This is a genomic window from Pedobacter suwonensis, assembly GCF_900111825.1.
In the GTDB taxonomy this organism is placed as follows: domain Bacteria; phylum Bacteroidota; class Bacteroidia; order Sphingobacteriales; family Sphingobacteriaceae; genus Pedobacter; species Pedobacter suwonensis.
Window position 1 is genome coordinate 1 of record NZ_FOJM01000027.1, and the last position, 13,787, is coordinate 13,787.

Annotated in this window: 12 protein-coding genes; 4 read left to right on the forward strand and 8 right to left on the reverse strand. The window is 39.8% G+C overall.

The genetic code is table 11. The features are described from left to right. Window positions 1-444: 444 nt before the first annotated feature. On the forward strand, window positions 445-2,181 hold the full coding sequence (locus BM107_RS23705) for a thiamine pyrophosphate-dependent enzyme (RefSeq protein ID WP_090988038.1): 1,737 nt from the start codon (window positions 445-447) through the stop codon (window positions 2,179-2,181). 110 nt (window positions 2,182-2,291) lie between these two features. On the opposite strand, the gene hppD is transcribed toward BM107_RS23705, so the two are convergent. Further along, the gene (hppD, locus tag BM107_RS23710) at window positions 2,292-3,422 is read right to left on the reverse strand and encodes a 4-hydroxyphenylpyruvate dioxygenase (RefSeq protein WP_090988040.1); all 1,131 of its coding nucleotides are present in this window, start codon (window positions 3,420-3,422) and stop codon (window positions 2,292-2,294) included. Window positions 3,423-3,696: 274 nt separating this feature from the next. Further along, window positions 3,697-4,857, reverse strand: coding sequence for a homogentisate 1,2-dioxygenase (locus BM107_RS23715; protein WP_090988042.1), 1,161 nt, complete (start codon window positions 4,855-4,857; stop codon window positions 3,697-3,699). A gap of 355 nt (window positions 4,858-5,212) precedes the next feature. Between BM107_RS23715 and BM107_RS23720 the strand changes: the two genes are divergently transcribed. The 3 genes from BM107_RS23720 (at window position 5,213) to BM107_RS23730 (ending at window position 7,903) form a co-directional block, all read left to right on the forward strand. Continuing rightward, a complete protein-coding gene (locus BM107_RS23720) occupies window positions 5,213-6,211 on the forward strand; it encodes a fumarylacetoacetate hydrolase family protein (RefSeq protein WP_090988044.1) in 999 nt (332 codons plus the stop codon). A 175-nt stretch (window positions 6,212-6,386) separates the two neighbouring features. Then, window positions 6,387-7,274, forward strand: coding sequence for a flavin reductase family protein (locus tag BM107_RS23725; RefSeq protein ID WP_090988046.1), 888 nt, complete (start codon window positions 6,387-6,389; stop codon window positions 7,272-7,274). A gap of 23 nt (window positions 7,275-7,297) precedes the next feature. After that, window positions 7,298-7,903 carry a YdeI/OmpD-associated family protein gene (locus tag BM107_RS23730; RefSeq protein WP_090988048.1) on the forward strand — a complete coding sequence of 202 codons (606 nt, stop codon included), beginning with the start codon at window positions 7,298-7,300 and terminating at the stop codon, window positions 7,901-7,903. On the opposite strand, the gene BM107_RS23735 is transcribed toward BM107_RS23730, so the two are convergent. The 6 genes from BM107_RS23735 to BM107_RS23760 form a co-directional block, all read right to left on the reverse strand. After that, the gene (locus BM107_RS23735) at window positions 7,904-8,449 is read right to left on the reverse strand and encodes a C40 family peptidase (protein ID WP_090988050.1); all 546 of its coding nucleotides are present in this window, start codon (window positions 8,447-8,449) and stop codon (window positions 7,904-7,906) included. Between the two features lie 115 nt (window positions 8,450-8,564). Next, a complete protein-coding gene (locus BM107_RS23740) occupies window positions 8,565-8,939 on the reverse strand; it encodes a DUF4870 domain-containing protein (protein WP_090988052.1) in 375 nt (124 codons plus the stop codon). A 46-nt stretch (window positions 8,940-8,985) separates the two neighbouring features. Continuing rightward, window positions 8,986-9,687 carry an SDR family oxidoreductase gene (locus BM107_RS23745; protein ID WP_090988054.1) on the reverse strand — a complete coding sequence of 234 codons (702 nt, stop codon included), beginning with the start codon at window positions 9,685-9,687 and terminating at the stop codon, window positions 8,986-8,988. A gap of 185 nt (window positions 9,688-9,872) precedes the next feature. Continuing rightward, window positions 9,873-11,654 (reverse strand): aromatic amino acid hydroxylase, encoded by a 1,782-nt coding sequence (locus tag BM107_RS23750; RefSeq protein ID WP_090988056.1) that lies wholly within the window; start codon window positions 11,652-11,654, stop codon window positions 9,873-9,875. Window positions 11,655-12,353: 699 nt separating this feature from the next. After that, window positions 12,354-12,863, reverse strand: coding sequence for a GtrA family protein (locus BM107_RS23755; RefSeq protein ID WP_090988058.1), 510 nt, complete (start codon window positions 12,861-12,863; stop codon window positions 12,354-12,356). A gap of 79 nt (window positions 12,864-12,942) precedes the next feature. Further along, window positions 12,943-13,632 (reverse strand): CAP domain-containing protein, encoded by a 690-nt coding sequence (locus tag BM107_RS23760; protein ID WP_090988060.1) that lies wholly within the window; start codon window positions 13,630-13,632, stop codon window positions 12,943-12,945. Window positions 13,633-13,787: the final 155 nt, after the last annotated feature.

The window sequence follows — 13,787 nt, forward strand, 5'->3', positions numbered from 1 at the left end:
TAGATAGACCCTGAAATAACTTACCATCGGTGAACTCGCGAGGCTCGGTTCAGGGTGACGATACTGTTAAAAAGATCTATAAGAAACCTTCAGATATTTCATAATTCCAAATAGAGTATTATTGAATAATTTAACAAAAAAACCTCATGTATTTTGCAATACATGAGGTATCAGATAAGGGTAACCGGAAAACTAAAAAACTAATTATGAGTTTTTAGAATTTAACAAAATTGAAATCGCTTCGTGTTTTGTTATTTCAAAGGTGCACTTCATTTATGAAGTTTTAGTGAAGAAACTTCATGCAGCTGTTGTTGCTTACAGATGTTACCATCGATCTAAAGTCTTTTCAAGGTCAGATTGGTTCTTTTTGCTTTTAGCCTAAAACAATCCACCAGCTTCTACTATTTATTAGGTATATCAAATCCATCATTAAAAAGTATTTTCATGGGTAAAAATGTTGCAGAACAACTGGTAGACATGCTGGTTGAGGTTGGCGTAAAAAGAGTTTACGCCGTTACCGGAGACAGTTTGAATTATTTCAACGACGCTGTAAGAAGAAATGGCAAGATAAAGTGGATTCACGTACGCAATGAAGAAGTGGGGGCTTTTGCTGCCGCCGCCGAAGCCGAACTTGACGGAATCGCGTGTTGTGCGGGCAGCTGTGGCCCCGGTCATGTACATTTAATTAACGGTCTTTATGATGCACACCGAAGTCATGTTCCGGTTATTGCCATAGCATCAACCATTCCAACAGGCGAATTTGGAATGGACTTTTTCCAGGAAACGAACACCATAAAATTATTCGACGATTGTAGTTACTATAACCAGGTAGCCACCACGGCCGAGCAGGCGCCCAGGATGTTTCAAACGGCTGTTCAGCATGCCATTCATAAAAAAGGCGTTGCCGTTTTTGGTTTGCCCGGCGATGTGGCACAACTCGATGCGGTGGAAAGTGTAACTTCTATGCAACTATTCAACAATAAACCGATGATCCGTCCATCTGATCAGGAGTTGAAAGATTTATCAGACCTGCTTAATGGTGAAAAGAAAATTATGATTTATTGCGGTATCGGTGCAGCCGAAGCACATGATGAAGTAGTAGCATTAGCAGCCAAATTAAAGGCACCGGTGGGATTTTCTTTCAGAGGGAAAATGGGCATACAATACAATAATCCTTATGAAGTGGGGATGACAGGCCTTTTAGGACAGCCATCAGGGTACCATGCCATGCACGAGGCTGATGTAGTGCTTTTACTGGGAACAGATTTTCCCTATGTTAATTTTATGCCGGTTAAGAACAAAATTGTGCAGATTGATGAAAAGCCTGAACGATTGGGCAGAAGGGCTAAACTGACCATGGGTTTATGTGGAAACATCACTGATTCCATAAAAGCTTTATTACCAGTCATCTCCGAGAAAAAAGACGATAGTTTCCTGCAATCTCAATTAGAATTCTATCAGAAGGTTAAGGAGAGGCAGCAGGTTTATGTTAAAGATCAGGGTGAGGAAAATAAAATCCAGCCCGAATTTGTAGCCGAAACGATAAACCGTTTAGCGGCTGATGATGCCATTTTTACCGTTGATACCGGCATGTGCTGCGTTTGGGGAGCACGTTTTATTGATGGAACAGGCAAACGTAAAATGCTGGGTTCTTTTAACCATGGCTCTATGGCGAATGCCATGCCGATGGCCATTGGTGCTGCTTTGGCACATCCTGAACAACAGGTCATTGCCATGTGTGGTGATGGCGGCTTATCAATGCTCTTAGGCGATCTGGCTACTATCAAACAATATAACCTGCCTGTAAAACTGATTGTTTTTAACAATAAGGCCCTGGGAATGGTGAAACTGGAGATGGAGGTTGATGGTTTGCCAGATAATGAAACTGATATGGTTAATCCAGACTTTGCATTGGTAGCACAGGCCATGGGATTTAAAGGAATGACGGTAACCAAACCCGAAGAAGTAGAAACCGCAATTAGTTATGCGCTAAATGAAAATGGGCCTGTTTTGTTAAACATCATGACTAATCCGAATGCTTTGGCAATGCCACCAAAAATAGAATGGGAGCAAATAAAAGGCATGACAGAATCGATGGCCAAATTAATGCTGGGTGGGAAAATGAGTGAGGTTCTGGATACGATAAAGTCGAATTACAAGCATTTGGGAGAGGTGTTATAGGTGATAATTAGCCGTCATCTCGACTGAAGCAAAGCGAAATGGAGAGATCTATATGAGCAGATCTCTCGACTACGTTGCACTCCGCTCGAGATGACGGAATTACTATTACACTATAAATTACCCCTTAATTCCTGCTCGCGCTCCAAAGATTCGAATAGTGCTTTAAAATTACCCGCGCCAAAGCTTTGTGCACCTTTACGTTGAATAATCTCGAAGAAAAGGGTAGGGCGGTCTTCAACCGGTTTGGTAAAAATCTGCAGAAGGTAACCTTCCTCATCACAATCGACTAAAATGCCCAGACTCTCTAATAAAGATATTTCTTCGTCAATTTTGCCTACACGCTGCGGCATCATGTCGTAATAAGCTTCTGGTGGCGCACTTAAAAATTCAACACCACGTGATTTTAGTTCTTTAACTGTTTTAACGATGTCTTTTGTAGCTACGGCAATATGCTGAACGCCTTCTCCTTCGTAGTATTCCAGGTATTCTTCAATCTGCGATTTCTTTTTACCTTCTGCCGGCTCATTGATCGGGAATTTCGAATATCCATTCCCGTTGCTCATCACTTTACTCATCAAGGCAGAATATTCTGTATTGATCTGCTTATCATCAAAAGAAAGAATATTTACAAAGCCCATTACATCCTCATACCATTGTACGGCTTCGTTCATGCGGTTCCAACCCACATTTCCTACACAATGATCAATATATAACAGGCCGGTGTCTGTGGGTTGATAATCGCTTTCCCATACACGGTAACCTGGCATAAAAGTGCCATTATAATTTTTGCGCTCAATAAACATGTGTACCGTTTCGCCGTATGTATAAATGCCGCTCATTTTCACCTCACCATGTTCATCTGTTAAGGTTTTTGGCTCCATGTAAGGTTTGGCACCACGTTTTGTAGTTTCTTCGAAAGCACTATAAGCATCATCAACCCAAAGCGCCAGTACTTTTACACCATCTCCGTGTTTTTTTACATGTTCTGATATTGGATGATCTGATTTTAGTGCCGTGGTTAAGATCAGCCTGATTTTACCCTGTTGCAATACATAAGATGCACGATCGCGTACGCCGGTTTCTGGCCCGGCATAGGCTAAGCTTTGAAAACCAAACGCGGTTTTATAATAGTGAGCGGCCTGTTTGGCGTTACCCACGTAAAATTCGATATAATCTGTTCCGTTAATAGGCAGAAAATCTGGTGCTTTTGATATTTTCTCTGCGAATGTTTGTGTTTCCATCTGTTTGTTGTTATTTATGTCCGATGTCGGAGGTCCGAAGTCGGATGTATGTTGTTGTTAAATGTTATAAGGTTGAATGTTGTAAAGTTTAAATGTTGGATAATTGCTCACTATTTATTCCCTTTGCACTTTATCCTCGGTCTATGTTCCTCCTGACTATTTCTATGCATTTTATCTTCGGAATTCGGTCTTTTCCCGACTTCTGACTATTTAAATGAACTCTATCTTCGGTCTCCGGACTTCCGACTGAAGACTAAGGACTCAAGACTCCCGACTATCCTTCCTGCCAGCTTTTATGATAGCTTTCATCTTCAATATCCAGGGCTTCCTGTGTAAGCATTAAAGGCTTAAAAGGATCGATCATTACCGCCAGCTCATCGGTTTTTTCTTTTCCGATTGATTTTTCCACTGTACCCGGATGTGGCCCATGCGGGATACCGCCCGGGTGTAGCGTAATCTGTCCTTTAACCACGCTTTTGCGGCTCATAAAATCACCATCAACGTAATAAAGCACTTCATCACTATCTACATTGCTATGGTTGTAAGGCGCAGGAATCGAATCAGGATGGTAATCGTATTTGCGTGGAACAAAAGAGCAAACCACAAAATTGTGCCCTTCGAAAGTTTGATGGACCGGAGGTGGCTGGTGTAACCGGCCTGTAATCGGTTCAAAATCGTGTATAGAAAAAGCATAGGGATAATGATAACCATCCCAGCCTACATAATCAAAAGGATGTGTGCCATACGTATAAGGATATATTAAGCCCTGCTTTTTAATGAGTACTTTAAAATCACCATACTCATCATGTGTCTGCAGGTTTTCTGGTAGTCTCAAATCGCGTTCACAATAAGGCGCATGCTCCATTAACTGCCCATATTGATTTAAATATCTTTTTGGAGGCCTTAGCGGACTAAAACTTTCTACAATAAACAACCTGTTTTGTTCCGTATCAAATTCCATCTGATAAATAGTGCCCCTGGGGATAATCAGATAATCGCCATAAGCGAATTTAATTTCTCCGAATCCTGTTTTCAGTTTTCCGGAACCTTCGTGTACGAAAATCATCTCATCTGCCTGACTATTTTTATAAAAATAATCGGTCATCGACTTTCTTGGCGCAGCCAGAACGATATGCAGATCACTATTTACCAGAACAGCTTTTCTGCTTTGTAGAAAATCATCTTCCGCTTTAATGTTAAAACCGATTAAACTGGTGTGTTTCAAGTGCTTTTCGCGCGCTATTTTTGGCTCAACACTATAAGGCTCGCCTAAGTGTTTTACAATGGTTGGCGGATGGCAATGATAAACCAATGAATATAAACTGGAAAAACCCTCGGTTGATACCAGTTCTTCGGCATAAAGATTCCCATCAGGCTTACGAAAAACCGTGTGACGTTTAGCTGGAATCTGCCCCATTTTATGATAAACAGGCATAATTAAATGATGTTATGGTTAGAAAGAAAAATCCTAATAATTGAACAATTAAAACGGCAATGCGTTTCAAATAAAAAGAAAGGTAGATGAAAGTTACAGCGAATACTGAGCCATGATCAGCTTGGATAGCATACTGTAGCGACGCGCTGCAATGGCGTCGTTTACCAGATTAATATGTAATGCTTTTAAGATCATGGTTTTAATGGTACCAAGGTAAGTATTTTATTTAAAAGTTAAAATTTTAATTATCTTTAGTTACATCTTCACAAGAATACCTTATTAAAATAATCACGCTTAAGTTTTATTTTGAATGGGCTAATTGCTTAGCTTTACCGCGTATTTAACCAAATCATATATGAAATTAGTATCTTATAAAACCGAAGACAGGGAGCATCTGGGCATATTTATCGAGGGGCATATTTATAATTTAAATAGCTGCGATAAATTGCTTCCGGATAATATGAATATGTTCTTACAAGGTGGCGAAGTGTTAATGGAAAGAGCAAAAAGGATAGATGACCAGATAAAAGAGGGTAGTTTAGCCGCTAAAGAAGAAATTTTTTACGAGATTTTAGCACCTGTTCCGCATCCTACCAGTTGCCGTGACGGTTACGCTTTCAGGCAGCATGTTGCTGCGGCACGCAGAAACAGAAAAGTAGATATGATTCCTCAATTTGATGAGTATCCGATCTTTTATTTTACCAATCATAATGCTATTCAGGGAACAGGTGAAATTGAATGTATGCCAGATCATTTTGACAAGCTGGATTTCGAGCTGGAACTCGCCGTTGTTATTGGTAAAAAAGGTAGAAACATTAAAGCTGCCGAAGCAGATGAATATATTGCAGGTTACATGGTAATGAACGATATGAGTGCCCGCACTCTGCAAATGGAAGAGATGTTGTTGAATTTAGGCCCTGCAAAAGGAAAAGATTTTTCTACCGTAATTGGTCCATGGTTGGTAACACCAGATGAATTGCTGCAGTATAAAGTTGCACCTAAAGAAGGACATGTGGGTAACGCTTACGACCTTAAAATGACCTGCAGGGTAAACGGCATTGAGGTATCAAAAGGAAACGCTGCCGATATGGACTGGACTTTTGCCGAAATTATAGAGCGTTGTGCCTACGGTGTAGATATTCTGCCCGGAGATGTAATTGGTTCAGGAACAGTTGGGACAGGTTGTTTCCTGGAGTTAAACGGTACCGGTTTACTTAACGATCCGAATTATAAAGTGCAATGGCTGCAGCCGGGTGATGTGGTAGAGATGGAGATAACGGGTTTGGGTGCATTAACCAATACGATTACAAAAGCTGATACAGATTTTTCAATTTTGGCTTTGAAGAAAAAGTAAAATAATCAGAATAACAGTTTAATGAAAGGATCGTCATCTTGACTGAAGTGTAGCGCAACGGAGAGATCTTCCTAGAGATAGATTTCTCGACTTCGTTGCACTTCGCTCGAAATGACGGACACTCTTTATTGTAATCTCAGTTTTTAACCTTTTATCAACATTTAACAAAATACTCTTGCTAACTTTAAAAATATCCGATTTATCCCCGGTAGAACTACAAAACTACCTGCAATATGCCATCGCTCCGCGGCCGATCTGCTTTGCCTCTACTATTGATGCTGAAGGAAATATAAATTTAAGCCCTTTCAGTTTCTTTAATATGTTCAGCACCAATCCACCGATCTGTATTTTTTCGCCATCGAGGAGAGTGCGTGATAATACCATTAAACATAGCCTGGAAAATGTTCTGGAGGTTAAAGAATGCGTGATCAATATTGTAAATTACGATATGGTGCAGCAGATGAGTTTGGCCAGTACTGAATATGCCAAAGGCGTTAATGAGTTCGAGAAGGCGGGATTTACAATGTTAAAATCTGATCTGGTTCGGCCACCAAGAGTTGCAGAAGCGCCAGTGCAGTTTGAGTGTGTGGTGAATGAAGTGATTGCTTTAGGAGATCAACACGGTGCCGGAAACCTCGTACTGGCTGAAATAAAAGTGATTCATATTAATGAGGCGGTTTTAGATGAAAATGGCAAAATAGATCAGCATAAAATGGATCTTGTTGCACGTTTGGGCGGCGATTGGTATTGCCGGGTGACCAGTGATAATTTGTTTAAGGTGGCTAAACCTTTAGCCAAACTGGGTATTGGTGTAGACTGTTTACCACAAGCAGTCCGTTTTTCGAAAGTATTAACCGGAAACGATTTGGGTATGCTCGGCAACGTGGAGCAATTACCTACTGATGAAGAAATTGATTTGATCAGCACAAACCCCGAAGTAAAAGAAATACTCGATGCAACCATTGGCGACAGCACCAACCGAGAAAGAGAGCTGCACGAACTGGCCCGGAAATTTTTGAATGGAGGGGATGTAGATCTTGCTTTAAAGATTGTTCTGTTGTAAATTTATTTATAAAATCTTATCCTATGCATACCAGTGTTCAAGTAGATCAGTACATTATCAACGCTGCAGAATTTGCCATTCCTATCTTAGATCATCTAAGAAATCTGGTACATAAAGCCGATGCAAGAATTGAAGAGAAAATTAAATGGGGGATGCCATTCTTCGATTATAAAGGTACAGTTTGCCATATGGCTTCCTTCAAACATCATTGCGCCTTTGGTTTCTGGAAAGGAGCTTTAATAAATGATGAGTACGGTATTTTTAAAGAACGGTCTGAATCCATGGGCTTACTGGGCAAAATAAAATCTTTTGACGACCTGCCTTCAGATGAAATCCTGATCGCTTACATTCAACAGGCAATTCAATTAAATGAAGACAACGTAAAGCTGCCCTCAAAGCCAAAATCTACTGAGAAAAAAGAGATTATTGTACCGGAATATTTTGTAGAGGCCTTAAATGAAGCACCCGAAGCATTAGCAGTATTCCAGAATTTCAGTCCTTCCAATAAGAAAGATTATATATTATGGCTGGAAGAAGCCAAAACCGAAGCGACCAGATTAAAAAGATTGGAAACCACTTTAGCATGGCTTGCAGAGGGCAAGACAAGAATGTGGAAGTATAAAAAGTAATTAAAGGATACTTACAATTTTCATAAAACGGTCTTTGTAATGGCCGTTAAGATCGGTAATGGTTACCTGATGTGCTTTACCCGAGGAAGCATGGATAAATTTAATTCCGTTCTCGTCAATCGAATAAACAATCCCTACGTGACCGATCCTTCTTATTCTGGAATTAGTGCCGGTAAAAATCAGCACATCGCCCACTTTTGCATTTTCTAAACTGGTTTCCTTACCCGCATAGCTAAACTCTCTCGAAGAACGTGGAACTTTGAAACCGAAATTACTAAATACATAACTCACGAAGCCCGAACAATCAAAACCAACTTTTGGGTTGCTTGTGGCATAACGATAGGGTATACCCAGCATACTTTTGGCAAAATCGATAAGCGTAGTTGAATTTGTGGAAGAACTTTTCTCTGTAACCGTAGTATTTTTTGGAAGACTGGCCACTAATTTCTTTACCAGTTCCTGGTACTGTGCGGGTAAGATTGTTTGGGCTTTTCCTGCCGTGGCAGACAAAATGAAAAACAAAATCGGGACTATTATTTTCTTCATATGTTGGAGCCAAAGATATGAAAAATATATAAAGCGCATTAAAATGTTGAAAACCAGTTAAAACAAAAAAGTCCGAGTGCATTAACCCGGACTTAAATTAAATATTTAACTTCGATTAGATATTTGGGAACATGGTTTGAGCTTTGTCGCCAATTAAAGGAATTGGTTTCTTTTCTCCCTGAATGGCAGCAATTAATCCGATTATCCACAATACGAAAAGTCCGATCTGAACGATACGTAGCATATAATAACTGCCTCCAAAGCCAGTTGAAAAAATTAATGGAATTAACAGTAAACTTAATGCCCAGCTCAATACGGTTGACACCAGATGGAACAACAGTGTTTGTTTTAAATGGTACCTGCTTAGTTCAGTCTGGTTGTCTTTATACATGGCAAAATAGGCAATTAACCAGCCAATAAACCAAAAGTAGCTTACTATCGCCGCATTCTTGCCGCTATCTGCTGTTTTAAAAGGAGAATTTGTTTCCATAGGTTTTTTAGTTTTTCGATATTGCAAATTACTAAAAAATATAAGATTACGGTGTGGTAACCGCTACAGGTAAAATTTTTCCGTTAAAAAATTTATGCCCGGTTTTGGCAAAATCAGCAACATATTTTCCCATTTCAAAAGCCATCACAGGGCTTTGGTATCCGGGAAAAGCTGCTTCCAGCATTTCTGTCTGTGCAGATCCCAGGGCAAGGCAATTCACTTTGATTCCGGTTTCTGCCAATTCAAAAGCCAGACATTCTGTTAGGGTGTGTAAGGCTGCCTTACTAGCTGAATATGCTGAAAGTCCGGAGAATTTAACACTCCCTTGAAAACCACCCATACTGCCAATGTTTACAATGTGGCTTCCGCTTTGCATTAAAGGCAAAATATTTTGTATCATTCTGAAATGCGAAATCACATTGCTCTGTAACATCTCGCCCAAGTCAATTTCCGTAGTGTCTAAAAACGGTTTGTTGATTAGAGCTCCTGCATTGTTGATCAGGATATCTACCGTGCCTAAACGCTCTTTCAAAAAAGGAATCAGTGCGGCATAGTCATCGTTTACAATGTCAAACTCTACCGGTAAAAGGGTACAGTCGGGATTAATGCCACGGGCAATCTCCAGCAGTTTACGCAGCTTATCTGCCGAACGGGAAATAGCAACTATCTTGTTTTCTTTCTGTAAGCTAAACTCTAAAGCGGTTTCGAAACCGATTCCGCTGCTGGCACCTGTAATTATAATGTTCATTAAGAAATGTTAAAAATTGTTGTAAAGTTAAAAGGTTCTTTGTCATAGTCCTCGTTTGTAACGAGGATTATTGAAACCGGCGATTTTATCGCCAATTAGTAATTAAAAAAATACTTTTTAAATGGTGTTAATCACATTACAACTGTGATTTTTACTTCATGCTTAACATGAAGAATTGCTATCAATCAATCTTCCACAAGCAGCTGACTTACCGGATTTTTAATCACATGTAAACCATCATTGATTAATTTGGTGTGATCTGGTTCTTTACCGGCCTTAATTTCAAGGTAGACCTGGATTTCCTTTTCCAGCTGGGAATAAATCTCTTTATGGTAAATAATCTCCAGAATTTCCAGGGCGCAAAGCCAGTCTTGCCTGTGGCTTGTTTTTAGTTTTAAGAAGATTTCGCCAAGCTGATCCAGGTTTTCACCACTTTCCCTAATCGCCCTGACTGCCCGGTATAAACCATGCAGTTTTAGCGTTTTATCATCATAAGTAATATGATGCGTTTTCTCTTTACTGATTAAGGTAATCTCCTCATAAGCATCTTTATCTGCAGCGCCATTAAAAACAGATACGATTTGTTCCCCAACAGCCATGTCGTAAGTACCCCATTCTGGTTTAAATAATATATTTCCGTTACTTTCGGTAACCGTACAATCGTCAAAGGCAATTAAAAGGAGCTTATTGTTTTCTATAATCATATCTTTAACCGTACCCCTTACACTGATGCCGCTTTCAAATGTTAATACGGTTTTCTCACCTTTTCTGAGGTTCAGTGATTGTAGTTCCGGTAAACTGTAATCTTCTAATGGTTTTTCTGATCCGCTCAAACGGCCAACAGGTGATGAAAAGCCATCTGCGTGGTAATCTTTTCCATGTCCGGTAAGTTGTTTATTATTAAAGGCCAGTGCAGATGGTCCTGTAGTTTTAACAAAGGTTACTTCATCATTAGGGTTAATGCCCATATCGGTAAAAATACCACTAACCTGTAAGCCAGAACTGTAAGCAGCAGTGGCTACATTTTTACAGGCAATGGCTTTCATTATACTTTCAGCGCCACCTTTTCTAAAGGCCATGGTATTGGCAAAGGTTTCCAAAACATCAATCAGGTTTTGAAATGTTTCCGTTACAAAAAGCTGCGGTTGCGGCTTGGTAATATCGTAAGCGTAGTTAATCGTATCAATATTGTACCAAAGTTTTTTTACATCATTTTTCATGCAGGTTGCACTTTCTCCAATAGATGAAAGTAAGCCGGCACCATAAATTTTCGGGTTTTCTAATGTGCCAATCAAGCCATATTCAACTGTCCACCAGTGTAAGCGGCCCAGTAATGCCATTTCAGAGGGCTCGCCCATATTTTCGCTAATATAGCGCAGTTCCTTTTCTGCCCGGGCAATCTGCAATTCATCCGCATCTACCGCTTCTTTCAGAATGGATAATTTTCTGATGGCCTCGTAAAGCTCAAAATCTTTTGCCGAAAACATGGCTTTCGCACCAATAGAACCAAAATAACTTAAATAATTATTGTAATCGGTATCGGCGATAATGGGTGCATGGCCGGCACTTTCGTGTATAATATCTGGTGCCGGGGTGTATTCGATGTGGTTAATCTGGCGTATATCGGCAGCAATTACCAATACCCGATAGGCCTGGTATTCCATAAAAGCTGCGGGTGGAATAAATCCATCAACCGTTACGGCACCCCAGCCAATCTTACCCAGATTATCATTCATCGTTTGCAGATCAGGAATGTATTCGATGCTCAAACCAGCTCGTTGTAAGCCTTTTATATAAGGGTAATAAGCTACATTTTTAAGATAACTATAATTTTGGCGCATTACGTACCGCCATACGGCCTGGTCTACAGGCGTGTATTTCTCGTAATTTTGTGCAACAATAAACTGCTTTAAGTGATTGGGCAATTTAGCTACCTGCGCATTATTAAAATCATTAAAATGGCTCATGCTTTGTTTATGAAATAAGTTGGTCGGCAGCTAAGTTAGGATGTTGTTTTTATCTTAACAAGAAAGCAGCTGCATAAATTAACAGGTTAAGGCAATAAAGGTTTTCTGGTGACTAAAATGAGGGATTGATGATTTGCAAAGGTGCTGTAGCGTTTTATCGGGAAGCTCCGGCCGGGCTGTTCGCTATATCTCCAATGAAACCTGTGAAACAAGCAAGCACTCTATAAAAGAAAACAAAAAATAGTGCTTAAATCGGAGGATGCCGCTTCCATCCCGTTTATTTACAGGTGCTTGTGCAGATGAACCCGGTTTTCTCTGCGATTAGCTATAAAACGAAAATAGCCGTACTATCATGCGCACCTAAACCCGACTGGTGCATAAAGCCCGGAGCGAGGCACGAGTGAGGACTTGAAGCGAAGGCGGGACTGAAGAAACCCAAATGCTTGTGCAACTGCTTTTCAAAAAGAGTAAATAGATTGATCATTTGGAAAGGTGCTATAGCAATTTATCGGTAGGTTCCGGCCGGGCTGTTCGCTATATCTTTTGCTGCCCTTCGGCTGCGCTCAGGGCGACACAAAAGGATACCGCTACCATCCCGTTTAGGTACGAAAGCTTGTGCTTTTACCTTGAGCTTTATTTTTTTGGTAACATTAATTCCGTGCTTTCTGTGCTTCCGTGGCCAATAATTGCTGCGGTTGATTAATCCTGCTTGCCTGTTTTATCTCCGATTTTCTTCACACTGAAAGTGAAATAATGTTGATACAGGTAACTGAAAAGAGCCATTGATACTGAAACAAGTATTCTTGATAAAATGGATAAAGTTGGATAATCTCTTAAAAGTTCCAATAAAAATTTCAGAAAAACATAAGTGGCCAGTATATTGATAAACTGAAGATTCAAAAACCTGAAAAGCTGCACCCTTCCTTTTAATTCGCTATGTGTAAATATCACGTATTTGTTGAGCAAAAAACTGGTTGGAATGGCAACAGCGTAGTCTATTAATAATGAGGCAGTTTCTCTTTGAAGCACAAATGTGCCAAAATTTACTTCCTCTGTTTTAAAAATAACAAAATAGGCAAAATAATAACTCAGGATACCCAGTAGCAAGGTGCCGCCGCCAGTGGCCATATACCTGAAATTATGGAGTGAAATAAACTTTTTAAAAGGGGGGTAAAAAAAATCAATTATGGCTAAAATTGCTTTGCGCATTACTTAAATTATTCGTTATTATTTTTAGGCGCAATTTACAATTAAATTTTTATTGCCCGGGTAAAAGATCATTGATGTATTACTCCTCCTCAACATCAGCAGAGGGTAAGGCCACAAAATCAATCACCGCACACCATGTGTAAGACGGATGGGGCTGGATACTTACACCAACAGTATTTAGTTTGTATTTCTGATCGATCAGGGTGAACCGGTGACCAAGGGAAGGTACGCCACAATCTAACAATAAATGACATATTATGTCCAAACTGTTTGAGAAACCAAAGTCGATATTTTCGCTCATGGCTTTGTTTGGGAAATATTTGGATATACGCTTGGAAAACTGATCTCCATTGCTGCTTTCATGTGTGCTGAGGTTGTTTCGGTTAAGATCCTGCGCATGACTACGGCTCAAATCAGTCAATTTACCGTTGGGGTAATATACCGGTAGATTTTTTATCCCCTTCAAATGCTTTAATAAAGAAGTATAATAACTGTTGTTGCGGGCAATCCGCAGTTGGTTGTAATTTCTATATTGCTTTACCTTAGCGTTATAGTTGTTAATGTAATCTTCTAAAAAAGTATAATAAAACTTCTCGCCATCAATGCGGATCAGGTTCATATACATCACCACATTTTTTTCCTCGTTGGTTAAATAATTAGCATTTACTGCGGTATTGGCCCTGCGGAACTCGGCATCTGTCCATTTTTGAGCATTTACGCCGGTAACGAAGAATAAGGATAAAAGAATAGGTAAAAGTATTTTACGCATCAGATGGTTTTCATGAATAACGCCGTTTGATGCAGATTATTTTCTGATGAGGGATTTGAAGTAATGTTCGGCTTTCACAAGCTATATCGAAAAAATAACCACCAAGACACCAGGTCACAAAAGTTAATTTCTTTGTGGTCTTCCTGCCTTGGTGG